Genomic DNA, 22,668 nt, shown 5'->3' with positions numbered 1-22,668 from the left:
GCATGCTTAAGGGTATCCACTCCGTCCTCAGCCCCGACCTGCTTCTGGCGATCGCCAGAATGGGACATGGCGACGAGATCGTCATTGCCGACGCCAACTTCCCGTCCGCCAGCATGGGCCCGGAGATGATCCGCGCCGACGGCGTGAGCGCCACCGATATGGCCGAAGCGATCCTGACCCACTTCCCGCTCGACACTTTCGTGCCGGAAAGTGCATGGCGTATGGAAGTCGTCGGTGACCCGGCAGCTGTGCCCGAAGTCTGCGCCGAGTTCCAGGCGATCGTCGATCGCAAGGCGGGTGACAGCTTCCGCATCGCCACGCTGGAGCGCTTCGCCTTCTACGAACGGTCGCGCAAGGCCGCCTATATTGTCGCGACCACCGAATTCCGGCTCTACGGCAATCTGATCCTGAAGAAGGGCGTCGTTCTTCCCGAAGAGGTCTATCGCGGCTGACGACAATTTTAGAGTATCTTTGAATTGATGGAAAAACATCAGCTTAAGGAGGATTGAAGGAAGCGAAAAAGGCGAAATTGCCCCACTTGCAATTTCAAAAAGCCTCAGCTAGCTTCATCCGGCAAATGTTTTTTATCGATAAAAATCGTCCGCCGGCGTTCAGCGGTCTGGTTTTCTGGAGGAGAACGCAACTTGGGAGGAGAACCCACAATGAGCATGAAGTCCATCCTTTCCCGCCGGGCGTTTAGCGCTCTCGCAGGTGCAGCCTTTATCGCAACGGCGATGCCGATGCCGTCCTTCGCTGCCGAAGTGACGATCCCGATCATCGTCAAGGACACCACGTCCTTCTACTGGCAGATCGTTCTGGCCGGCGCCCGCAAGGCCGGTACCGATCTCGGCGTCAAGGTGCCGGAACTCGGCGCGCAGTCTGAATCCGACGTCAACGGCCAGATCAGCATTCTCGAAAACGCTGTTGCCGGCAAGCCGGCCGCTGTCGTCATCTCGCCGACCGAATTCAAGGCGCTCGGCAAGCCGATCGACGAAGCTGCCAAGTCCGTTCCGATCATCGGTATCGACTCCGGCGCTGACTCGAAGGCCTTCAAGTCGTTCCTGACAACCGACAATACCCAGGGCGGCCGCATCGCTGCCGACGGTCTTGCCGCTGCCATCAAGGGCGCCACCGGCAAGGAAGAAGGCGAAATCGCCATCATCACCAGCATTGCAGGTGCAGGTTCGCTCGAACAGCGCCGCGAAGGCTTCCTCGATCAGGTCAAGACCAAGTATCCGGGCCTGAAGGTGATCGCCGACAAGTATGCTGACGGCCAGGCAACCACCGGCCTCAACATGATGACCGACCTCATCACTGCCAACCCGAACATCGTTGGCGTTTTCGCGTCCAACCTGATCATGGCGCAGGGCGTTGGCCAGGCGATTGCTGAAAACAAGCTCGGCGACAAGGTCAAGGTCATCGGCTTCGACAGCGACGACAAGACGGTCGGCTTCCTGAAGGATGGCGCACTGGCCGGTCTCGTGGTGCAGGACCCGTATCGTATGGGCTACGACGGCATCAAGACCGCGCTCGCCGTCTCCAAGGGTGAGAAGGTCGAACAGAACGTCGACACCGGCGCCAACCTGGTCACCAAGGCCAACATGGCAGAGCCGAAGATCGACGCTCTTCTGAACCCGAAGATCAAGTAATCTTCAGTCGAGGCCGCGCGTAAGAAATTCCGCGCGGCCTTTTCTTCACCTGTGTTATCGTCCGCGTGGGAGCGCGGAACCTGGGTGGAGAAACAGGAATTCGCATATGGGAGGAGAGGTCCATGGACGGACTGGAAGAGGTCAGTCATCGCCACGATGACAGTGCCACGCTGAAAGAGGCAAGCCGTATTCCGGCAGGTTCGCCCATCCTGGAACTCAAGGGATTGCAGAAGAATTACGGCTACGTCCAGGCGCTGAAACCAGCGACGGTGACATTTCTGGCCGGTGAAATTCATGCGATCGTCGGCGAAAACGGTGCCGGAAAATCCACCCTCATCAAGCTTCTGACTGGGGTCATCACCCGCACGGCCGGTGAAATTCTCTGGTGCGGCCACCCCGTCGGCCTGTCGTCGCCGAACGAGGCGATCGCCCGCGGCATCAACGCCGTCCATCAGGAAGTGGTCCTCTGCCCACACCTGACCGTGGCCGCCAACCTTTTCCTCGGCGACGAGGTCAATCAGTTCGGCCTGATGCGCAAGAAGCAGATGGTCAACATGGCGCAGACCGTGCTCGACGATCTTGGCTTCGGGCTGCCCGCCAGTGCGCTGCTCAGTGATCTGACCATTGGCCAGCAGCAGCTTGTCGCCACCGCGCGGGCCGCAATGCGCGGCACGCAGTTCCTGATCTTCGACGAACCGACGGCCTATCTAACGCGCCAGGAATCGGCCCAGCTCTTCAAGCTGATCCGAAGGCTGCAGGGCGAAGGTGTGACGATCGTCTATATCAGCCACCGCATGGAAGAAGTGTTCGAGCTCGCAGACCGCGTTTCGGTGCTGCGCGACGGAACCCATGTTGGCACACGCCTGATCGGCGAGACCAACGAGAACGAGTTGATCGCCTTGATGATCAATCGCTCGATCGAGCAGATCTACCACAAGGAAGAAATTGCGATCGGCGAGACGATCGTCGAAGTCCGGGGCCTCTCCGGACCGGGTTTCGAGGACGTATCGCTGAGCGTCAAGGCGGGACAGATCGTCGGCCTTTACGGCCTCATCGGCGCCGGCCGCAGCGAATTCGCACTCGGGCTCTACGGCCGGGAAAAGGCCACATCAGGTGAAATTCACTGGATGGGCAAGAAGGTCGACATCAAGAACGAGCGCGCGGCCATGGATCTCGGCATCGCACTGGCGCCGGAAAGCCGCCGCGACCAGGGGCTCTGCCTCAACCTGCCGATCGGCCTCAATATCAACTTGCCTGTCTTCAAGCGGCTGAGCAGCGGGCCCGTCATCAATCATACCGTCGAGACCGCGAACGCCGACAAGCAGATCCGCGATCTCAGCATCAAGACGCCGAGCCGCCGCGTGAATGCATCCAGCATGTCTGGCGGCAACCAGCAGAAGATCGTCATCGGCAAGTGGCTGAGCCACGGCGCGCGGCTATTCATCTTCGACGAGCCGACTGTCGGTGTCGATGTCGGCACCAAGGCGGAAATCTACCGGCTCTTTGCCAAGCTATTGAAGGAAGGCGCGGGTATCATCCTGATCTCCTCCTACCTGCCTGAAGTCTATGAGCTTGCCGACCGGCTGCATGTGTTCCGCGGCGGCAAGCTTGTTGCCAGCCATGATTTCCACGCAGCGTCGCATGAAGAAGTCCTTGGCGAAGCGATCGGCGTCTGAGCAAGAAGAATAAGAGGGAGAGAGAACAGTGACTGCAACCCCCACCGAAATTGCGCCTCCGCCGCCACGCCGCAAAGTCAACATTCTGTTCGGCCTGACGCTGATCGGCTTGCTGCTCTTCCTCTGGCTGATGCTCGGAATTTTCACCGCCAGCTTCTGGACGCCCCTGAACATCAGCAACTTGCTGCGGCAGGGATCGATGACGGCAATCCTGGCTCTCGGGCAGACCTTCGTGATCATCACGGCGGGTATCGACCTGTCGGTCGGCGCCATCGTCGGCTTTGCCGGGGTCATTATCGCCTGGCTTTTGCAGGCAGGCGTCCCGGTCTGGGCGGCTATCCTGCTCACCCTGCTGTTCGGCGTGCTGATCGGCACCTTTCACGGCTTCGGCATCGTCAAGATGGGCCTGCCGCCCTTCATCATCACGCTGGCAACGCTGACATCGCTGCGTGGTATCGGCCTTTTGATCACCAATGGCTCGTCGATCAATATCGTCAACGAGGACTTTTCGAACTTTGCCCGCGCCGACTTCCTCGGCATTCCGAGCCTGTTCTGGATGGTGATCCTCGTCGCGGTGCCGAGCTTCGTGTTCCTGCATCTCAGCCGCTGGGGCCGCTATCTCTTCGCGGTCGGCTCGAATGCAGAAGCCGCGCGCCTTTCCGGCGTCAATGTCAACCGGATGATCTTCCTCGCCTATATTCTCTCGGCCACCTTCGCCGCCTTCGTCGGCGTGCTGCTGGCCTCGCGTATCGCCATCGGCAACGCGACACAGGCGGACGGCTGGGAGCTGCAGGCGATTGCCTCCTCGGTCATCGGCGGCACGTCGCTCTTCGGTGCGGTCGGCTCGGTTCACGGCCCACTGATCGGCGCCTTCATCCTGGCGACCATCAACAACGGCGCGAACCTGCTCAACGTCAACTCCTTCTGGCAGCGCATCATCACCGGTCTTCTGATCATCGTGATCGTCTACTTCGACCAGTTGCGCCGCCGCCGGAGCGTCTGAGACGAAAAGCGAAGCCGGTCATCGACCGGCTTCTCCACTTCTGAATGCGAGAAACAAGATGAAAGCAGTGCTTTGCCAGAAGCCCGGTGTGCTCGAAATCGTCGAGCGCCCTTCCCCCGGCACGCCGGCGCCCAGCTGGGTGCGGCTGGCGGTCAGCCATGTCGGCATCTGCGGCACGGACTATCACATTTTCGAAGGCAAGCATCCGTTTCTCGAATATCCGCGCGTCATGGGGCATGAGATCTCGGCCACCGTCGTCGAGACCGGCGACGGTGTGGCGATGGCGGTCGGAACGCCTGTGATCGTCAATCCCTACCTTTCCTGCGGCACCTGCGTTGCCTGCCGGAAGGACAAGCCGAACTGCTGCACCAACATCAAGGTTCTCGGCGTCCATACCGATGGTGCCTTCTGCGAAGAGATCACGGTGCCCGCCGGCAATCTCTATGCCGCAAAGGGTCTCAGCCTCGAAGCCGCGGCGACCGTCGAGTTCCTGGCGATCGGCGCGCATGCCGTTCGCCGGTCGATGGCAGCCGCCGGTTCGCGCTCGCTCGTCATCGGTGCCGGCCCGATCGGGCTCGGGGCGGCCATCTTCTCCCGTATCGCCGGTCATGAGGTTACGCTGCTCGATACCAGCGCCGAGCGTCTGCAGATGGCCGCCGATCGTTTCGGCTTCCAGTCGGGTATCGTCGCGAACGAGGCAACCGCCGATGCAGTGAAGGCTGCAACAGATGGCGATTGTTTCGATGTGGTTTTCGATGCCACCGGCTACGGCCCGTCGATGGAAAAGGCCTTCTCCTTCGTTGCCCATGGCGGCGCACTGGTGCTGGTCAGCGTCGTCAAGGACGATATCCGCTTCTCCGATCCTGAGTTCCACAAGCGCGAAATGATGGTGATCGGCAGCCGTAACGCGACACGGATCGATTTCGAACATGTGGCGGATTCGATCGCCAAAGGCCTCGTGCCAGTCGACAAGCTGATCACCCACCGCACGACACTCGCGGACGCGCCGCGCGATCTCGCCCGCTGGGCGCATGAGAAGAGCGGTCTGATCAAGGCCGTGATCAAGGTCGCCGGTTGATCAGACCGCGTCGATGACCTGACGCATCTGACGGACGATGCCTGTATCCGTCTGGTTCGAGCTGGGCGCTTCGAAACCGAAGGCAACCGCGCGCGGGTCCATGCTGGCCACCGCCGAGCTGCAGGAGCCGTGAATTTCCCGGGCGCCGGTAGCACGCAGGATTTCGGCTGCATTGGACGGGCGCACGCCGCTGCCCGGCATGATCGAGATGCGGCCAGCGGCCTTGGCCGAAAGCAGCTTCAGCGTTTCGAGGCCGTCCATTGCCTTCGGCACACAGCCCGAGGTCAGGATGCGCTCGCAGCCGAGTTCGATGGCCTGTTCAAGCGCCTCATCGGCATCCGGAACCAGATCGAAGGCGCGGTGCAGCGTGGAGCCAAGACCTGCCGCATGGGCCTTGAGGCGATGGATGAGCGGCATGTCAAGCGTGCCATCCGGCCGGTTGGCGCCGATGACGACACCTGCGAGGCCGAAAGCCCTGACGGCATCGATATCCGCCATCATCGACGCCTCGTCTGCCGCATCGAAGATGAACGGGCCGGCATGCGGGCGGATCATCGCGTAAACAGGGATCGGCGCTGCGGCTGCGGCTTTCATCATGCCTGCAACCGGCGTCAACCCGCCGAGTTCAAGCGCAGAGCAGAGCTCGATGCGGTTGGCGCCGCCTTCGATCGCCGCGGCAAGCCCCTTGGCGCTATCCACGCATACTTCTAGCAAAACCGGCATTTCTCATCTCCCGAATTGGCGCGCCGAACGCTCTACGCCATGACCGGCGATTTTGCGATGGGTTGGCCGACGATTTTGCGTACGGCGTCGATGATCATCGTGCAGGCATCGGCGGAGGCTTTCCGGTGATTGAAGGCGACATGATAGGAAATCGGGATATGCTCGGCCAGATCGACGATCCGCACGCGATCGGCAATCGGCAGCGCGCTGACGCGGCCGAGGAACGAGACATAGCCGTGATTGGCGACGAGATCGACGATCACGGGCAGCGAATCCGCCGCACGGATATCCTGATTGCGGAAGCGGCGGCTCACCATGCCGGCGCGGCTGAGCGCCGTCGCAGCATCGCCGAGACCCGTGCGCTCACTTGGGGTGCAGATCGGATGGGCGGCGACCAGTGCGGCGACATCTGTCTCCGTGCTCTCCGGCGGGGCGATGGCGACAAGATCGGTGCGCAGCAGTTCGCGGTTCTGGAAGCTCTCGAGACCGAAGACGGAATCGAGAATGGCGACATCGATACGGCCGGATTTCAGCGCCTCGCGCAGATCATCGGCGGTCATCGAGATCAGCGAGATGGCATTCTTGTTACGGCCGGTATTCCAGTCTGCCACCAATGCGCCGAGGCAGCGAGCCACCCAGCTTTCGGCGCCGGTCGGGATGATCGAGCCGATCCTCAGCGACCGGGCTGTGCGCTGATAGCGCTCGTCGGCGGCCGATTTCAGGTCGTTCCACGCCTGGCTGATCGCCGAGAAGATGGCGTAGGCGCGTCGGCCCTCCTCGGTCAGCGCCGAGCCCTGCGCCTGCCGTTCGAACAGTTTGTGGCCGGTGAATTTCTCCAGATTGGCGATCTGCAGCGAAAGCTGCGGCTGACCGAGGCCAAGACGGCGGGCAGCACGGTTGATGCTGCCCTGATCGGCGACCTCGAGAAAACGCTCCATGGTCGCGACCTTCACCGGAATGCGGGCAGCCCAGCCTTCGACGTCTTCCGGTGCCTCACCCGAGAGATCGGCGAGTTGGCCGATCGCCTCCAGAACAGGCACCAATCCCTCGCCCACCTTGCTGCTGGCGATCAGCGTCACCAGTTCGCCGGAACTGCGTTCCGTCAGTTTCAGCGCCAATTCGCTTTCGAGATTGGAGACAGCCGCCGATACCGTCGAGGCAGCCAACGTGAAGCGCCGCGCGGTCTCTCTGACGGACCCCGATGACAGGACGTGGCTGGCGATGAAAAGGGCACCCAGATGCAATGCGCGGGTCTCCGGAAGTCACTGAAAATCAGACACTATTGTGTGTTCACGAAAAAAGATATCCCATTTCGGAATTCGCAGGCTATCGTCACCGGACAAGAAAAGCGGGGCGATGGCTGATGAAGCCGTTGAGCACTCGATGATCGTGGAAACACGCAAGGGAACAAAAACAAATCCCGCCAGCATTGCATAAAGGAATGCAATTGCGCGCGCGGGACTGCTTTCACGGCGATAATCGCGCCGCGATCGCAAATACTGGAGAGGGGTTGCATCGATTTTTCGAGAACGCACACTATTTCCATGATGCTCGCAGGTCCGGCATGACGGCGGTTTTCGCTCGAGCCGGGGGACTTAACACGTGAAGGGCTCCGCCAGGGCCCTAGCGCTTGAAAACGGTGCAAACCAAGGGGACACTCCATGCTGAAGAAACTCGCACTTGCCGTTTCTATTTCCGCCTTTGCGGCGGGTGCGGCCCATGCTGCAGACGTCGTCGTTTCGTCGAAGATCGATACCGAAGGCACGCTACTCGGCAACGTCATCGCGCTCGCTCTGGAAGCCAACGGCATCAAGACCAAGGACCGCATCGCGCTTGGCGCAACGCCTGTCGTGCGCAAGGCGATCACCGCCGGCGAAATCGACATCTATCCCGAATACACCGGCAATGCCGGCTTCTTCTTCAACAAGGCCGATGACGCCGCCTGGAAGAATATCGACCAGGGTTATGCGCTGGCCAAGAAGCTCGACTATGACGCCAACAAGATCGTCTGGCTGACACCCTCGCCTGCCAACAACACCTGGGCGCTCGCCGTTCGCAGCGATGTCGCCGGTCCCAACAACCTCAAGACCATGTCGGACTTCGGCAAATGGGTTGCCGGCGGCGGCGCTGCGAAGCTTGCGGCTTCTGCTGAATTCGTCAACTCGGCTGGCGCCCTGCCCGCCTTCCAGACGACCTACGGCTTCAAGCTGACGGCCGATCAGGAAGTGGTGCTCTCTGGCGGCGACACGGCTGCGACCATCAAGGCCGCTGCCGACCAGACCAACGGCGTCAACACTGCCATGGTTTATGGCACGGACGGCGCGATCCAGGCTGCCGAGCTCGTCGTTCTCGAAGACGACAAGAGCGTGCAGCAGGTCTATGCACCGACGCCGATCATCCGCGAAGACGTGCTGAAGGCCAATCCGAAGATCGAGGAAGTGCTTGCCCCGATCTTCAAGAGCCTGACCGCCGACGAACTGCGCAAGCTCAACGCCAAGATCCAGGTCGATGGCGAGCCTGCAAAGTCGGTTGCCGAAGGCTACCTGAAGGAGAAAGGCTTCCTGAAGTAATTCACATGGCTCCGCCCTTCGGGGCGGAGCTACCTTCTTTGCGGACAGGGATGGATCGATGGAAGAAACCTTAGCGGTCCGCAAACTGGACCGGCTCGGCGTGGTGTTGGTGATCGCGGGCGTTGTTGCCGCTGCCCTTCTGCCCTTCATCTATGTGAAGGCGAACCGCATTGCCTCCGGCAAGCCGATGCTTCTCACGCAGCTTCTCGACCAGCCCGCCACCATCATTCTCACCCTCCTGCTCATCGCCACCGCCTTTGCCGCGCTCTTCCTGCAAAATGCCGTGCTGCGGCTTGCCATCAGCACGCTGGCGCTGGCGGCACTGATCGCCGCAATCGGCTTTGCCGCGACAACCTTCACCCCCGCCAACAGCAATGCGGCGCGCATGACGCCCGGCGGCAGCTTCTGGATCCTGCTCGGCGTCGTCGGCCTGATCGTCTCGGATGCGCTGGTGAAAATCCGGCTGACACCCTGGATGCGGGTGGCAGCACTTGCCGCCTACAGCGCGTTGCTGGCGGTCTGCCTCACGTCCGGTCTGCTCGACAGCCTGTCGATCATGAAGGAATTCTCGACACGTTCGGCGCAGTTCTGGTCCGAGGCTTGGTCGCATCTGCTGCTCGCCTTCGGGTCGCTGGCGATCGCCATCGTCATCGGTTTGCCGCTCGGTATCTTCTGTTTCTGGGTGCCTAAACTGCGCGCCGCCGTGCTGCAGGGGCTCAGCCTCATCCAGACCATTCCGAGCCTGGCGCTGTTCGGCATCCTGATGCTGCCGCTCGGCTATATCGCAACACACGTGCCGCTGGCTGCCGAGCTCGGCATCCGCGGTATCGGCACAGCGCCAGCGCTGATCGCACTGGTGCTCTATTCGCTGCTGCCGATCGTCGCCAATACCGTGGTCGGCCTTGAGGGCGTCGATCCCTCGGTGCGTGATGCGGCGGCGGGCATGGGCCTGACGCGCCGCCAGATCCTGACCGGGATCGATCTGCCACTGGCGCTGCCCGTCATCGTCACCGGCATCCGCATCGTGCTGGTGCAGGCAATCGGCCTCGTCACCATCGCTGCGCTGATTGGCGGCGGCGGCTTCGGCATCTTCATCTTCCAGGGCATCGGCCAGACGGCGATGGACCTCGTCATGCTTGGCGCCGTGCCAACCGTCTTCTTCGCCTTCTCATCGGCCGTCATCCTGGATGCGGTCATCGACAGCATACGGGGATCTGCCGCATGACCATGATCGAGATCAGGAACGTCACCAAGCGCTATGGCGCCGCCACCGTCGTCGACAATGTTTCGATGAGTGTCGAGAAGGGATCGGTCACGGTGATCGTCGGCACTTCTGGCTCCGGAAAATCGACGCTGATGCGGATGATCAACCGGCTGGTGCCGATCACCGAGGGCCAAATCTTCGTCGCCGGGCAGAACGTCATGGACGTGCCAGTGACCGAACTGCGCCGCAAGATCGGCTATGCAATCCAGGGACACGGCCTGTTCCCTCACCGCACTGTGGCGCAGAACATCGCGACGGTTCCGCAGCTTCTCGGCTGGGATGCGGCGCGCATCGCCAAGCGGGTGGATGAACTGCTCGGCCTCTTCAATCTCGACCCGGCGACCTTTGCGGAGAAATATCCGCACCAGCTATCCGGCGGCCAGCAGCAGCGCGTCGGCGTTGCGCGAGCGCTCGCAGCTGAGCCGGAGGTGCTGTTGATGGACGAGCCGTTCGGCGCGCTCGACCCCGTCATCCGAGGCAAGGCGCAGGACGACCTGCTGGCGATCCAGAAACAATTCGGCACCACCGTTATCCTTGTCACCCACGACATGGACGAGGCTTTTCATCTCGGAAACCAGATCGCCGTGATGAGCGGCGGCAAGCTGCTGCAGTGCTCGACGCCGGAAAAGATCCTGACCGAGCCCGCCGATCCTTTCGTGCAGCAACTGACCGGCACCTCCGACCGGGCGCTCAAGCTGATGTCGCTCTCGCCGCTGAAGGAAAGCATGGCGCCAGCCAAGAGCGGCCTCGGCTTCTCGCTGCCACAGTCGCTCAGCCTGCGGGACGCGCTGGCCGAGATGATCTGGCAGGGCTCAGACGAAGCTGCGGTCACGGATGGCGCAAAGAAACCGGTCGGATCGATATCGATGACCAAGCTGCTCGAGCTGGGCCGCAAGGCATGAAGTTCATCGTCGCCAATATCTTCCGTGTGGCGGCCTTCCTGCTGCTTCTGATCCTGCTGTTCAGGACGGAGTGGCTTTCCTTCATGCTCGTGCCGCTGACCAATAACAATGCGCCGCCCGTTTACACGCAAAACAGCCTGCCCTCCCTGGCGTTGGCGCATCTGGAGCTTGTGATCGGCTCGATCGTCTTCACTGCCATTCTGGCGATCCTTGCAGGCGTGTTCGTGACCCGCAAGAGTGGGGAGGATTTCCTGCCGCTATCGCGTGCAATCGCCAATGCCGGGCAGACCTTTCCGCCTGTCGCGGTTCTGGCACTTGCGGTTCCCGCCACCGGCTTCGGCGCCGCGCCGACGCTGATTGCGCTCTTCCTCTACGGGCTGCTGCCGATCTTCGAAAATACCGTTTCCGGCATCCGTCAGGTCAATCCCACCATTCTCGATGCCGCAGATGGCATGGGGATGAACCCGACGCAGCGGCTGTTCAAGGTGGAACTGCCGCTCGCCTTGCCCTTGATCCTCGAGGGTTTGAAGGTCGCGACCGTCATCAATATCGGCACGGCGACGATCGGCTCGACGGTCGCTGCCAAGGGGCTCGGCGAGGTCATTATCGCCGGTCTGATCTCCGACAATACCGCGTTCATCTTGCAGGGCGGCCTGATCGTCGGCCTGATGGCGGTGCTGATTTATGATGCCATGGGTCTCGTCGAAAGCGCGATAACCCGCAGAATTGGCTTGCGCCCGGCCTGATCCGGCGGCTACCAAGACTGCCGTGATACGGCATGAGGAGGCTGCCTTGGCAAAGATGATTCACTCCATGATCCGCGTTGTCGATGAGGCGCGATCCGTCGAGTTCTACGGCAAGGTGTTCGGCCTCACGGTTGCCGATCGCGTCGATTTCGAGACCTTCACGCTTGTTTACATGAGCAATCCGGAGACCGGCTTCGAGCTGGAGCTGACCGTCAACAAGGGCCGCACCGCGCCCTACAATCTCGGCGATGGCTACGGCCATCTTGCTGTTTCCGTCGATGAAGTCGCCGTCGAGCACGCGCGGCTGGAGAAGGCCGGGCTCAATCCCGGCAAGCTGGTCGAGCTCAATCGCGACGGCAAGCTTTTCGCCTTGTTCTTCTTCATCACCGATCCTGATGGCTACAAGATCGAAGTCCTGCAGCGCCACGGCCGTTTTCAGTAAGAGCATCCGATGATCGAGAAGACAGAACTGCATACCGGCTGGACCCTTTCCTGCAACGATACAGGTCGGCCAGGACTGCCCGAGAACATTCCGGCCACCGTGCCCGGCTGCGTCCATACCGACCTGCTTGCCGCCCGCCTGATCCCCGACCCCTATCTCGATGTCAACGAGATCACCAACGACTGGATCGGCCGCTGCGAATGGGTTTACCGGCTGAATTTCGGCGCGGTGCCCGACGAGGCCAAGGTCCAGGAACTGGTCTTCGATGGACTGGATACGATCGCGACGGTCCGGTTGAACGGCGAAGAGATCGGCCGGACGTTCAACCAGCACAGGACCTACCGCTTCGATGTTTCTGGCCACCTGAAGGCAGGCTCGAACGAGCTCTCGGTTACCTTCCACTCCGCCTATGCCTATGGCGCGGAGATGGAGAAGCAATACGGCTACCGGCCGAACAATTATCCCGGCCCCGGCAACCTGATGCGCAAGATGGCCTGCAATTTCGGCTGGGACTGGGGTCCGACGCTGGTGACGGCGGGCATCTGGAAACCGGTGCGTCTGGAGAGCTGGGACCGGGCGCGGCTGGCGGAGACACGTGTTTCAGCGACGCTTGCTGGCGGTGATGGTCGCGTGACGATCAGGGCGCAGGTTGCTGCGCTCGATGGCGTGAGCGGCGCCACCGTCGTTGCCGAGATCGCCGGCGTCACGCGGAGTGTTCCGGTCGATGGTTCCGGTACCGCGAGCTTCGAGGTGACGGTCGCCTCCCCGCAGATCTGGTGGCCGCACCATCTCGGCGCACAGCCTCTCTATCCGCTGTCGATCCAATTGCGCGATGTCGATGGCGGTGTGCTCGACTGCTACTCGAAAGAGATCGGATTCCGCTCCGTCCGTCTCGACACTGCGCCGGACGAGCACGGCTCGGCTTTCACCTTCATCGTCAATGACGTGCCGCTGTTTGCCTGCGGTGCCAACTGGATCCCCGACGATTGTTTTCCGTCGCGTGTGACTGCCGAACGCTACGCCGCGCGGATCGATGAGGCGAAGGCGGCGAATATCAACATGCTGCGCGTCTGGGGCGGCGGCATCTTCGAGCGGGACGAATTCTACGAGGCCTGTGACCGCGCCGGCATGATGGTCTGGCAGGATTTTCTGTTTGCCTGTGCGTCCTATCCGGAAGAGGAGCCGCTGCGTGGCGAGGTGGAAGCCGAGGTTCGCGACAACGTCGTCAGGCTGATGCCACATGCCTCGCTGATGATTTGGAACGGCAATAACGAGAATATCTGGGGCTTCGACGAGTGGGGCTGGCGGCCGATCATCAAGGAGGGCGTCAGCTGGGGGCTCGGCTACTATCTTGATGTTCTGCCGAAGCTCTGCGCCGCGCTTGATCCTGATAGGCCGTACTATCCCGGCAGCCCCTATTCCGGCAGCATGGATATCGAGCCGAACGATGACCGGCACGGCTGCAAGCACATCTGGGACGTCTGGAACGATGTTGGCTGGGAAGTCTACAGGAATTACATTCCGCGTTTCTGTTCCGAATTCGGCTGGCAGGCGCCGCCGAACTGGGCAACTCTGGAAGAGAGCGTCCATGATGCGCCGCTGACGCCGCAGTCACATGGTGTCTTCCACCACCAGAAGGCAACGCAGGGCAATGAGAAGCTGATCCGCGGCCTCTCGGGCCACTTGCCGGTGCCTGAGACGATGAATGACTGGCATTTCGCGACACAGCTCAATCAGGCAAGGGCGATCCGCTTCGCAGTCGAGCACATGCGCTCGCACCGGACGATCTGCAAGGGCGCCATCGTCTGGCAGTTCAACGATTGCTGGCCGGTAACCTCCTGGGCAGCGCTCGATTCCGCCGGCCGCCGCAAGCCGCTCTGGTATGCGATGCAGCAAGCCTTCGATCCGCGCCTGCTGACCATTCAGCCGCGCGGCGGCAAGCTGGCGGCAGTCGCCGTCAATGAACGGACGCTGTTCTGGCGATCGAAGATATCGGGCAGGCGCATGCGCCTCGACGGCACTGTGCTGGCGGAGTTCGAGTTCTGGCGGCTGCTCTGCGACCGGTTCGAGGCGAAGGAATTCGAACTTGCTGATGACATTGCGACGCCGGACAAAGCGGCGGATGAGGTCGTGGTGGTGCAGATGCTCGACAAGCGCGCCTTCCATTATTTTGTCGAAGATATCGATCTGAAATTACCGAAGCCCGAGATGACGGTTTCGATCAATGCGACCGCCGATGGTCTCGATGTCATCGTCACGGCGGGTACTTTTCTCAAGGATCTCTGCCTGATGGCGGATCGGCTGGATCCAGCTGCTGTCGTCGATAGCATGCTGATCACGCTGTTGCCGGGCGAAAGCCATACCTTCGCGATCAAGACCAGCAAGACATTAAAGGCTCAGGATATCACTCCGGGCATCGTTCTTCGCTGCGCCAACGATCTCCTCCACTAAAACACAAAAGGCCCCGCAAACAGCGGGGCCTCTTCCGGCTCGTCCCGAAGAAAGAGTTACATCCAGTAAGGCGGCACGCCATAGTAGTCATAAACACGGCGACCATTGTCGTTGTACCAGGTGTCGTCATCATCCGCGTAGCTCGGCGCTCCCTCGATCTGTTCCTTCGTCAGATCGATGCGATAGCCGTCCAACTGGGTATCGTAATTCAGCTTTTCCCACGGCAGCGGGTAATGATCGTGACCGATACCGAGGAAGCCGCCGAAGCTCAGCACGGCATATGCAACACGCCCATCGCGCTTGCCGATGATCAAGCGCTCGATCGAGCCGATATGCTTGCCATCTGCACCATAAACGCGGGTGCCTTCCACGCGGTCACTGGCAATCAGCGAATGCGTGTCCTTGACGTTGGGATCACGGCGGCTGGCGTCTGTATCCTGATTAAGCATTGTCAGCTCCTTTGCTGTTTTTCATGATGGGACAACGCCACGCCAGAGTCATTGTTCCCAGCCTTATCGCAAATGCGCGATTGCATATTATTGACGTTTACGTCAAAGTTAGTGTAACGCTGAATGCGGCTTGAACCATTCGGCCATTGGCATAAGCTGCCCGCAAGGATGATGGAGGATTGTCCGCCGGCAGCCGCAAACCGGCATTCGTGGCCGGATAGGGAGAGAGACACGATGAACAGCATTTCCGTCCATCCTGGCGGCGACAAGCGGGAAAGGCCCTGGCTTGCCACCTATCCGGATATCGTGCCCCCCGAGTTGCCGCCACTGGAATATGATTCGCTGGCCGAACTGCTGGAAAAGTCTTGCGAGCGCTATGCCAATCGTGTCGCCTTCTCTAGCATGGGCAAATCGCTGACCTATCGCGAGCTGGAAGTGCAGACCCGCAAGGTCGCCTCCTGGCTACAGGGGCTCGGACTGCAGAAGGGTGATCGCGTCGCCGTCATGATGCCGAACGTGCTGCAGAACCCTGTCGCGGTCTACGGCATCCTGCGCGCCGGCCTGACCGTCGTGAACGTCAATCCGCTCTATACCCCACGCGAACTCGAGCATCAGCTACGCGATGCCGGCGCGAAGGCGATCTTTGTGCTGGAGAATTTTGCCCGCACCGTGGAGCAGGTTCTTGTCAAGACAGACGTGCGCCACGTCGTCGTCACCTCGCTCGGCGAGATGCTCGGCGCCAAGGGCCTGATCGTCAATCTGGTGGTGCGCAAGGTCAAGAAACTTGTGCCCTCATGGTCCATCCCGCAGCACAAGACCTTCAAGCAGGTCTTGTCGGAAGGCGCAGGCCGGTCGCTGCAGCGTCCGGCGCTCAGCGGCGATGACATCGCCTTCCTGCAATATACCGGTGGCACGACCGGCGTTGCCAAGGGTGCAATGCTGACCCACCGCAATCTGCTTGCCAACAAGCTGCAGCTGCAGCTGTGGCTGAAATCGGCCTTCGACAAGAAGAAGCAGCCGGAGGTGCTGAACTTCCTCTGCGCCCTGCCACTCTACCATATCTTCGCGCTGACGGTGAATTCTCTGATGGGCATGTCGCTGGGCGCCCATAACATCCTGATCGCCAACCCGCGCGATATTCCGGGCTTCGTGAAAGAATTCAGCAAGGCGAATGTCCATATCTTCCCCGGGCTCAACACGCTGTTCAATGCACTGATGAACAATGCGGAGTTTGCCAAGCTAGACTTCTCGTCGCTCGTCATGTCGCTCGGCGGCGGCATGGCCGTGCAGCGGCCTGTGGCAGAGCGCTGGCTGAAGATGACCGGCTCGCACATCACCGAAGGCTATGGCCTCTCCGAGACCTCGCCGGTCGCGACTGCCAACCGCTTCGACTCTCCTGAATTCACTGGCTCGATCGGTCTGCCGATCCCCTCGACGGAACTCGATATCCGGGACGAAGACGGCAATTCGCTGCCGCTCGGCGAGATCGGCGAGATCTGCATCCGCGGGCCGCAGGTCATGGCCGGCTACTGGAACAAGCCGGAGGAAACGGCCCGGGTGATGACCCCGGACCGTTATTTCCGCACTGGCGACATGGGCTTTATGGCCGAGCGCGGCTATACGAAGATCGTCGACCGCAAGAAAGACATGATCCTCGTTTCGGGCTTCAACGTCTATCCGAACGAGATCGAGGAAGTGGCCGCAATGCACCCCGGCATTCTCGAGGCCGCCGCGATCGGCGTTCCGGATGGCCACTCAGGCGAGACGGTGAAGCTGTTCGTCGTTCGCAAGGATCCCAACCTGAGCGAAGCCGAGGTGAAGGCGCATTGCGCTGAAAACCTCACCAATTATAAGCGTCCGCGGATCATCGAATTCCGCACCGAGCTGCCGAAGAGCCCTGTTGGAAAGATCTTGCGCAAGGATCTTCGCGGGTAAACTCACGTATAATTGAAAGCAACCATAAGATGTGATTTCGTTCTGCCGTTTTGAGACAGAAGCAGCAGAAGCCGGAACCAGCCGGCTTATCGGTGAAGATAGACCGCACCGACTTCGGCAAGAGCCTTGTCTTTCAAAACGGAGGTGATGTGATGGGGTCTGCCACTCCCCAAATATAACCGCACTCCCCCTTTTCATCAAGCGCGGCACAACTCGTGTCATTTTTTGCAGGCAGCCTGTGGCTGAACTTGATTTGCGCCCTACAAAGCGAATAGTTTCCGCAACCTTCTCCGTCTCCAAAGGAGCCTCCCATGAATGCCATCGTCGAAAAGCTGAAGAGCACTGCGGCCGCCACCAAAGCAACCGATATCCGCGCTGCCTTCGCTGCCGATCCCAAGCGCTTCTCGCGCTTCACCGCCTCCCTCGACGATCTCCTGATGGATTACTCGAAGACTGCGGTGAACGACGAGATCCTGGCGCTTCTCGTAAAACTCGCCGAAGAAGGCGGCGTTGCCAAGAAGCGTGACGAGATGTTCTCCGGCGTAGCGATCAACTTCACTGAAGATCGTGCCGTGCTGCATACCGCGCTGCGCAACCGTTCCAACACACCTGTTCTCGTCGATGGCAAGGATGTCATGCCTGACGTCAACGGCGTGCTGGCGGCGATGGGCAAGTTTGCAGATGGCATCCGCTCCGGTACGCTTAAGGGAGCCACCGGCAAGAAGATCACCGACGTCGTCAATATCGGCATCGGCGGCTCGGATCTCGGTCCGGTCATGGCGACACTTGCGCTGGCGCCATTTCATGACGGCCCGCGGGCGCATTTCGTGTCCAACATCGATGGCGCGCATATTGCCGATACGCTGAAGCTGGTCCAGCCGGAAACGACGCTGTTCATCATCGCTTCGAAGACCTTCACCACTGTCGAGACGATGACCAACGCGCAGACGGCGCGCCAGTTCATCGCCAAGGCTCTCGGCGATGCCGCCGTTCAGCACCACTTCGCGGCCGTTTCCACGGCGCTCGACAAGGTCGCCGCATTCGGTATCGACAGCGCGCGCGTCTTCGGCTTCTGGGATTGGGTCGGCGGCCGCTACTCGCTGTGGTCGGCCATCGGCCTGCCGATCATGATCGCCATCGGCCCCGACAATTTCGGCAAGTTCCTCGATGGCGCCCATGCCGTCGACAACCATTTCCGTAAGGCGCCGGTCACCGAAAACCTGCCGATGCTGCTCGGCCTCATCGGCTTCTATCACCGCAACGTTCTCGGCTATCCGACCCGCGCCGTGCTGCCTTATGACCAGCGCCTGTCGCGCTTCCCGGCCTATCTGCAGCAGCTCGATATGGAATCGAACGGCAAGGGCGTGACGATCGACGGCACTCCGGTCGAGGGCAATTCCGGTCCTGTTGTCTGGGGTGAACCGGGCACCAACGGCCAGCACGCTTTCTATCAGCTGATCCATCAGGGCACGAGCATCATCCCGGCCGAATTCATGATTGCCGCCAACGCCTTCGAGCCCGAGCTGCGTCACCAGCACCAGCTGCTGATGGCCAATGTGCTTGCCCAGTCCGAAGCGCTGATGAAGGGCCGCACCTTCGACGAAGCCAAGAAGCAGCTCACCGACAAGGGCATGGAGGGCAAGAAGGCCGATTTCATCGCGCCTCACCGTGTCTTCGCCGGCAACCGCCCGTCGATCACCTTTGTCTATAACAAGCTGACGCCCTATGCGCTCGGCCGCTTGATCGCGCTCTATGAGCATCGCGTCTTCGTCGAAGGCGTGCTGTTCCGCATCAACTCCTTCGACCAGTGGGGCGTCGAGCTCGGCAAGGAACTGGCGACCGGCCTGCTGCCTGTCATCGAAGGCAAGGAAAGCGCCGCGAGCCACGACTCCTCGACGCAGGGTCTTGTCGCTGCACTGGCAAAGCTCGCCAAGTAAGGCGGCCCCTCAATCGACTATCAAGCCCATCCGCCAGCGCGGGTGGGCTTTTTTGTTTGATGCTGTCGAATGACGGGACATCTATTCGTCCTAAGGGAGATGCACGAGGAGATGCCTTTGATGGACGACGAGCTTTTCAAATTCGATGAGAGCGGCGCCGAGCCGCTGCCCGCCTCCAATGCGGAGGGCCGCGTTGCGAATGATGGCGCTGAGATCTGGTATGCCAGCTATGGCGATGGTCCGGCGGTGATCCTATTGCACGGCGGGCTCGGGAATGCCGGGAACTGGGGCTACCAGGTGCCGGCGCTGGTCGATGCCGGATATCGTGTCATCGCCATCGATAGCCGCGGCCATGGACGCAGCACGCGCGACGATCGGCCGTTCAGCTATGTCCTGATGTCCGATGACGTGCTTGCCGTCATGGATCATCTGGAGATCGGGAAAGCCGCGGTGATCGGCTGGAGCGATGGCGCCTGTACAGCGCTGATCCTTGCCGACCGGCATCCAGAGCGCGTATCGGGCGTTTTCTTCTTTGCCTGCAACATGGATGCAACGGGCACGCTCGAATTCCGGCCGACGCCGGTCATCGACCGCTGCTTCAGCCGCCATCGGAAGGATTATCAGGCGCTCTCCGCAACGCCCGACGGTTTCGAAGCTTTCGTTGCCGATGTCGGGAAGATGATGCAGAGCGAGCCGAACTATACCGCGGCCGAGCTACAAGCGATCAAGGTGCCGGTCGCGGTTGCGATCGGCGAGAGCGACGAATTCATCCGGCGCGAGCACATGGATTATCTTGCCAAGACCATTCCTGACGCCGAGTTCATTCTCATCCCCGGCGTCAGCCATTTTGCGCCGCTGCAGCGGCCCGCGCTCTTCAATGAAGAGGTCCTGAGCTTTCTCAAGCGCAGGACCTGATCTCAGAGGCCGATTTCGCGCGCCCATGGCGGGTTTGCGCCGGCACGGGAGACGGTGACAGCCGCAGCCTTGGCGCCGAGCGCCAGAGCGTTGCCGAGCGCCTTTTCGTCGAGCGAGGCGACCTGCGCCTTGGTCAGCAGGTTGTCCATCTTCAGCGACGCGAGAACGCCGGCATCGAACGTGTCACCGGCACCGACGGTATCGACCACGGTCACGCGCTCGCTCGGCACCGTGACCTTGCGCGCGTTCGTATAGCCCGACGCACCTTCTGCACCCTTGGTGATGATGACGAGCTTGGCGCCGTGCTTCAGCCAGTAGGCGGCGAGATCGTCATGGCTGCCTTCGAGACCGAACCACTCCAGATCCTCATCGGAGAATTTCAGGATGTCCGACTTGGCCGCCATGCGCTTGATGCGCGCCATGTGGGCTTCCTTGTTCTTGATGAAGCCTGGACGAATATTGGGATCGAGCGAGATGACGCGCTTGCCGGCTTCGCGGTCCAACAGGGCCTCATAAGTCTCGCCGCAGGGGCCTGGAATAAGGCTGATGGCGCCAAAGTGCAGCGCTTCGCAATCGTCGCCAAGAACAGGAAGGTCGTCAGTGGTGATCATGCGCCCAGCCGTGCCCTCGTCATAGAAGGCATAGGTCGCCTGGCCGTTGACGAGCTTGACGAAAGCGATGGTCGAGGGCCTCGGTGTGATGGCGCAAGGGCTGTAATCGACATTGCTGGCCTTCAGCGTGCCAAGCAGGACTTCGCCCATCATGTCATCGGCAATGCCGGTGAAGAAGGCGGTCGGCACGCCAAGGCGGCCGAGCGCGATTGCGGTGTTGAAGATCGCGCCACCGGCATAGGGCGCAAAACCCTTTTCGCCCTGCGTCGTCTCACGCGGCAGCATATCGATCAGCGCTTCGCCGCAGCACAAAATCATCGGATTTCCTCCCAAAAAGGCCGTGTTGCCTCAATCCATTAAGTGAGCTTTTGTCAAAAGGCTAGAGCGAAAGCTCACTGACGCCACCGTTCCGGCCGGACCAGGCGAGCGGCGCATCCAGGAAGGCTTCCACTTCGCTCAGCGTCTTCTCGTCGAAAAGCTTCTGTTCCTTGGCGACAGCCAGAACGTTGCGCCAAGTCGCGATATGATGCAGCTTCACCCTACCGTCAGCAAAGCGCAAGGCGCCTTCGTTGAAGATCCCGTAGTAGAACAACGCCATGCCATGATCGACGATGCCGCCGGCGGCGCGGATCGCATCGATGAAAGTGAACATGCTGCCACCGGCCGTCGTCAGATCCTCGATGACCAGAACGCGCGAACCTTCCGGCATATGGCCCTCGATCTGCGCGTTGCGGCCATGACCCTTCGGCTTCTTGCGCACGTAGATCATCGGCAGGCTGAGACGATCCGCCAGGAGTGCCGCGAAAGGGATGCCCGCGGTCTCGCCACCGGCAATGCAATCGAAGCGCTCGAAGCCGGCTTCGCGTGTGATGACGCTAGCTGCAAAATCCATCACGGCCGAACGGACGCGCGGATAGGAGAGCAGCTTGCGGCAATCGATATAGACCGGGCTCGCCATGCCGGAGGCCAGCTTGTAGGGCTGCTCGGCGTTGAAATGGACCGCCTTGATTTCCCAGAGCATCTTCGCAAGGAGTTCTGCCATAATGGCGCGATCGGGAAATGTCGTGTGGGTCATTGCTCTCTCCTTGGCTCACGGTGTTACGCGGCAATAGCAGCAACCAAAAAATCTTTCCAGTGCCGGAACTTTTTGACCGTTCGACGCGGGCGCGAGACGGCTCGCTGACCACAAAACCATAGCGCGCCTAAACTGATACAGCCCGCGATTTTTCCACAATGCCGAGCATACTTCAGTAATTTATGATATTCATTGCATTCCAGAGCGTTCAGCCATTTCACCACACCAGATCCCTGAAATTACTCGAATTTTACCGATCCATTTAACATTTGGATGAGACCTGACGGGTCACCTTCGCCGCGGTTATGAGAACCGGGCAAGGAGTCCAGAATGAGTCTGACGGTATCCGAGATTACTCAGAAGGTCAGCGCTTCCCTGACGTTCAAGATTTTCTCTATCTGCTTTGCATCCACCCACATCCCGCTCTTGGCATTGGTCGTCTATCTGGTTACCGGCTTCCGCAGCGAAGCGATGCCCGTTCTCGGTACGGTGCTTGCCGCGACGCTGCTCGGAACGGGCTTTTGCCTCGCCTCGGTCTGGATGCTGATCAAGCCTCTGCATGAGATTTCGGTCGCCGTCGAAGCGTACCGTTCGACAGGCGCAGTCAAACCGATCCGCAGTAAAAGGACCGACGAGGTGGGCGTCGTCACGAACGGAATTTCGATGCTGATCACCGAGCTCGATGCCACGCTCTCCCAGCTTCGCCGTCAGGCAACAACCGACGTTCTCACCGGTCTCGGCAATCGCCGCTGGCTGAAAGAGATCGGATCCATGGAAATCACCCGGGCAATGCGCGAGCGCACGCCGGTATCGGTCGTCGTCTTCGACCTCGATCACTTCAAGTCGATCAACGACGAGTTCGGTCACGATGTCGGTGATCAGGTGCTGATGGCGACAGGCGCAACCATCCAGCACAATCTTCGGCCCTACGATATCGCCGCGCGCATCGGCGGCGAGGAATTCTGCCTGGTCCTGCCGAAGACCGGGACGGCCGCGGCCATCGCCATTGCCGAGCGGCTACGCAAGGAACTGGCATCGAGAGCGATCGGCGTCCTGCCGGCCGGGCGCGTGACCGCAAGCTTCGGCGTCTATCGCGGCGACCCTGCGAACGAAAGCTTGAAGGTCATGCTGACGGCGGCCGACCGGAAACTCTACTCGGCGAAGAACAGCGGCCGCAATACGGTTCACTGGGCGGTGGCGAAATCGATTACCGGAGAAAGCGTTGCAAGCTGAGTGTTCCCT

21 protein-coding genes are annotated in these 22,668 nt (G+C 60.8%); 15 read left to right on the top strand and 6 right to left on the bottom strand.

Features of this window, described 5'->3' with window-relative positions:
* Positions 1-2: 2 nt before the first annotated feature.
* The 5 genes from AC1DNK_RS01940 (at position 3) to AC1DNK_RS01920 (ending at position 5,406) form a co-directional block, all read left to right on the top strand.
* Complete coding sequence (locus tag AC1DNK_RS01940; RefSeq protein WP_477939066.1) at positions 3-452, top strand: RbsD/FucU family protein; 450 nt, start codon at positions 3-5, stop codon at positions 450-452.
* Positions 453-662: 210 nt separating this feature from the next.
* Complete coding sequence (locus AC1DNK_RS01935) at positions 663-1,649, top strand: ABC transporter substrate-binding protein (protein ID WP_112385335.1); 987 nt, start codon at positions 663-665, stop codon at positions 1,647-1,649.
* Between the two features lie 122 nt (positions 1,650-1,771).
* Positions 1,772-3,325, top strand: coding sequence for a sugar ABC transporter ATP-binding protein (locus AC1DNK_RS01930; RefSeq protein WP_477939065.1), 1,554 nt, complete (start codon positions 1,772-1,774; stop codon positions 3,323-3,325).
* A 28-nt stretch (positions 3,326-3,353) separates the two neighbouring features.
* Complete coding sequence (locus AC1DNK_RS01925; protein WP_112385333.1) at positions 3,354-4,328, top strand: ABC transporter permease; 975 nt, start codon at positions 3,354-3,356, stop codon at positions 4,326-4,328.
* A gap of 58 nt (positions 4,329-4,386) precedes the next feature.
* Positions 4,387-5,406, top strand: a complete 1,020-nt coding sequence (locus tag AC1DNK_RS01920) for a zinc-binding alcohol dehydrogenase family protein (RefSeq protein ID WP_477939063.1) — start codon at positions 4,387-4,389, stop codon at positions 5,404-5,406.
* Here AC1DNK_RS01920 and AC1DNK_RS01915 read toward each other — a convergent pair whose 3' ends face one another.
* Both AC1DNK_RS01915 and AC1DNK_RS01910 read right to left on the bottom strand, forming a co-directional pair.
* Complete coding sequence (locus AC1DNK_RS01915) at positions 5,407-6,129, bottom strand: copper homeostasis protein CutC (protein WP_477939062.1); 723 nt, start codon at positions 6,127-6,129, stop codon at positions 5,407-5,409.
* 32 nt (positions 6,130-6,161) lie between these two features.
* Positions 6,162-7,373, bottom strand: a complete 1,212-nt coding sequence (locus AC1DNK_RS01910) for a LysR family transcriptional regulator (protein WP_477939061.1) — start codon at positions 7,371-7,373, stop codon at positions 6,162-6,164.
* Positions 7,374-7,790: 417 nt separating this feature from the next.
* Here AC1DNK_RS01910 and osmF point away from each other — a divergent pair, with 417 nt between their 5' ends.
* The 6 genes from osmF to AC1DNK_RS01880 are packed head-to-tail and all read left to right on the top strand — an operon-like array spanning position 7,791 to position 14,504.
* Positions 7,791-8,699 (top strand): glycine betaine ABC transporter substrate-binding protein OsmF, encoded by a 909-nt coding sequence (gene osmF / locus AC1DNK_RS01905; RefSeq protein WP_112385329.1) that lies wholly within the window; start codon positions 7,791-7,793, stop codon positions 8,697-8,699.
* 58 nt (positions 8,700-8,757) lie between these two features.
* A complete protein-coding gene (locus AC1DNK_RS01900; RefSeq protein ID WP_112538482.1) occupies positions 8,758-9,924 on the top strand; it encodes an ABC transporter permease in 1,167 nt (388 codons plus the stop codon).
* A complete protein-coding gene (locus tag AC1DNK_RS01895) occupies positions 9,921-10,865 on the top strand; it encodes an ABC transporter ATP-binding protein (protein ID WP_477939060.1) in 945 nt (314 codons plus the stop codon). The genes AC1DNK_RS01900 and AC1DNK_RS01895 overlap by 4 nt, the downstream gene beginning before the upstream one ends.
* Positions 10,862-11,611, top strand: coding sequence for an ABC transporter permease (locus tag AC1DNK_RS01890; RefSeq protein ID WP_477939058.1), 750 nt, complete (start codon positions 10,862-10,864; stop codon positions 11,609-11,611). The genes AC1DNK_RS01895 and AC1DNK_RS01890 overlap by 4 nt, the downstream gene beginning before the upstream one ends.
* Before the next feature lie 46 nt (positions 11,612-11,657).
* Positions 11,658-12,053, top strand: coding sequence for a VOC family protein (locus AC1DNK_RS01885; RefSeq protein WP_477939057.1), 396 nt, complete (start codon positions 11,658-11,660; stop codon positions 12,051-12,053).
* Positions 12,054-12,062: 9 nt separating this feature from the next.
* Entirely contained in the window at positions 12,063-14,504 is a 2,442-nt protein-coding gene (locus AC1DNK_RS01880; RefSeq protein ID WP_477939056.1) for a glycoside hydrolase family 2 protein, read from the top strand.
* A 56-nt stretch (positions 14,505-14,560) separates the two neighbouring features.
* On the opposite strand, the gene AC1DNK_RS01875 is transcribed toward AC1DNK_RS01880, so the two are convergent.
* Both AC1DNK_RS01875 and AC1DNK_RS01870 read right to left on the bottom strand, forming a co-directional pair.
* Positions 14,561-14,953, bottom strand: a complete 393-nt coding sequence (locus AC1DNK_RS01875; protein WP_112385323.1) for a PRC-barrel domain-containing protein — start codon at positions 14,951-14,953, stop codon at positions 14,561-14,563.
* 2 nt (positions 14,954-14,955) lie between these two features.
* Positions 14,956-15,198: a hypothetical protein gene (locus AC1DNK_RS01870; RefSeq protein ID WP_477939055.1), complete on the bottom strand. Its 243-nt coding sequence runs from the start codon at positions 15,196-15,198 to the stop codon at positions 14,956-14,958.
* Here AC1DNK_RS01870 and AC1DNK_RS01865 point away from each other — a divergent pair.
* The 3 genes from AC1DNK_RS01865 to AC1DNK_RS01855 all read left to right on the top strand — a co-directional run bounded on the left by AC1DNK_RS01865 (position 15,188) and on the right by AC1DNK_RS01855 (position 19,740).
* Positions 15,188-16,888, top strand: coding sequence for a long-chain-fatty-acid--CoA ligase (locus tag AC1DNK_RS01865; RefSeq protein WP_477939054.1), 1,701 nt, complete (start codon positions 15,188-15,190; stop codon positions 16,886-16,888). The genes AC1DNK_RS01870 and AC1DNK_RS01865 overlap by 11 nt on opposite strands.
* Positions 16,889-17,199: 311 nt before the next feature.
* Positions 17,200-18,825, top strand: coding sequence for a glucose-6-phosphate isomerase (gene pgi, locus AC1DNK_RS01860; protein ID WP_477939053.1), 1,626 nt, complete (start codon positions 17,200-17,202; stop codon positions 18,823-18,825).
* 111 nt (positions 18,826-18,936) lie between these two features.
* A complete protein-coding gene (locus tag AC1DNK_RS01855) occupies positions 18,937-19,740 on the top strand; it encodes an alpha/beta fold hydrolase (protein ID WP_477939052.1) in 804 nt (267 codons plus the stop codon).
* 2 nt (positions 19,741-19,742) lie between these two features.
* Here AC1DNK_RS01855 and AC1DNK_RS01850 read toward each other — a convergent pair whose 3' ends face one another.
* Both AC1DNK_RS01850 and AC1DNK_RS01845 read right to left on the bottom strand, forming a co-directional pair.
* Entirely contained in the window at positions 19,743-20,669 is a 927-nt protein-coding gene (locus AC1DNK_RS01850) for a carbohydrate kinase family protein (RefSeq protein ID WP_477939051.1), read from the bottom strand.
* A gap of 61 nt (positions 20,670-20,730) precedes the next feature.
* Positions 20,731-21,426 (bottom strand): orotate phosphoribosyltransferase, encoded by a 696-nt coding sequence (locus tag AC1DNK_RS01845; RefSeq protein ID WP_477939049.1) that lies wholly within the window; start codon positions 21,424-21,426, stop codon positions 20,731-20,733.
* A gap of 330 nt (positions 21,427-21,756) precedes the next feature.
* On the opposite strand from AC1DNK_RS01845, the gene AC1DNK_RS01840 reads away from it, so the two are divergent.
* Positions 21,757-22,659 (top strand): GGDEF domain-containing protein, encoded by a 903-nt coding sequence (locus AC1DNK_RS01840; RefSeq protein ID WP_477939047.1) that lies wholly within the window; start codon positions 21,757-21,759, stop codon positions 22,657-22,659.
* Positions 22,660-22,668: the final 9 nt, after the last annotated feature.

This window comes from Rhizobium sp. 01N424 (assembly GCF_056399485.1).
This window is presented reverse-complemented; position numbering and strand designations above follow the sequence as displayed.

What these genes read in the sequence shown, in the direction of transcription:
- AC1DNK_RS01940 (WP_477939066.1), top strand. Translation starts at nt 3, where the DNA reads ATGCTTAAGGGTATCCACTCCGTCCTCAGCCCCGACCTGCTTCTGGCG.
- AC1DNK_RS01935 (WP_112385335.1), top strand. Translation starts at nt 663, where the DNA reads ATGAGCATGAAGTCCATCCTTTCCCGCCGGGCGTTTAGCGCTCTCGCA.
- AC1DNK_RS01930 (WP_477939065.1), top strand. Translation starts at nt 1,772, where the DNA reads ATGGACGGACTGGAAGAGGTCAGTCATCGCCACGATGACAGTGCCACG.
- AC1DNK_RS01920 (WP_477939063.1), top strand. Translation starts at nt 4,387, where the DNA reads ATGAAAGCAGTGCTTTGCCAGAAGCCCGGTGTGCTCGAAATCGTCGAG.
- AC1DNK_RS01915 (WP_477939062.1), bottom strand. Translation starts at nt 6,129, where the DNA reads ATGCCGGTTTTGCTAGAAGTATGCGTGGATAGCGCCAAGGGGCTTGCC.
- osmF (WP_112385329.1), top strand. Translation starts at nt 7,791, where the DNA reads ATGCTGAAGAAACTCGCACTTGCCGTTTCTATTTCCGCCTTTGCGGCG.
- AC1DNK_RS01900 (WP_112538482.1), top strand. Translation starts at nt 8,758, where the DNA reads ATGGAAGAAACCTTAGCGGTCCGCAAACTGGACCGGCTCGGCGTGGTG.
- AC1DNK_RS01895 (WP_477939060.1), top strand. Translation starts at nt 9,921, where the DNA reads ATGACCATGATCGAGATCAGGAACGTCACCAAGCGCTATGGCGCCGCC.
- AC1DNK_RS01890 (WP_477939058.1), top strand. Translation starts at nt 10,862, where the DNA reads ATGAAGTTCATCGTCGCCAATATCTTCCGTGTGGCGGCCTTCCTGCTG.
- AC1DNK_RS01880 (WP_477939056.1), top strand. Translation starts at nt 12,063, where the DNA reads ATGATCGAGAAGACAGAACTGCATACCGGCTGGACCCTTTCCTGCAAC.
- AC1DNK_RS01875 (WP_112385323.1), bottom strand. Translation starts at nt 14,953, where the DNA reads ATGCTTAATCAGGATACAGACGCCAGCCGCCGTGATCCCAACGTCAAG.
- AC1DNK_RS01865 (WP_477939054.1), top strand. Translation starts at nt 15,188, where the DNA reads ATGAACAGCATTTCCGTCCATCCTGGCGGCGACAAGCGGGAAAGGCCC.
- AC1DNK_RS01870 (WP_477939055.1), bottom strand. Translation starts at nt 15,198, where the DNA reads ATGCTGTTCATCGTGTCTCTCTCCCTATCCGGCCACGAATGCCGGTTT.
- pgi (WP_477939053.1), top strand. Translation starts at nt 17,200, where the DNA reads ATGAATGCCATCGTCGAAAAGCTGAAGAGCACTGCGGCCGCCACCAAA.
- AC1DNK_RS01855 (WP_477939052.1), top strand. Translation starts at nt 18,937, where the DNA reads ATGCCTTTGATGGACGACGAGCTTTTCAAATTCGATGAGAGCGGCGCC.
- AC1DNK_RS01850 (WP_477939051.1), bottom strand. Translation starts at nt 20,669, where the DNA reads ATGATTTTGTGCTGCGGCGAAGCGCTGATCGATATGCTGCCGCGTGAG.
- AC1DNK_RS01845 (WP_477939049.1), bottom strand. Translation starts at nt 21,426, where the DNA reads ATGACCCACACGACATTTCCCGATCGCGCCATTATGGCAGAACTCCTT.
- AC1DNK_RS01840 (WP_477939047.1), top strand. Translation starts at nt 21,757, where the DNA reads ATGAGTCTGACGGTATCCGAGATTACTCAGAAGGTCAGCGCTTCCCTG.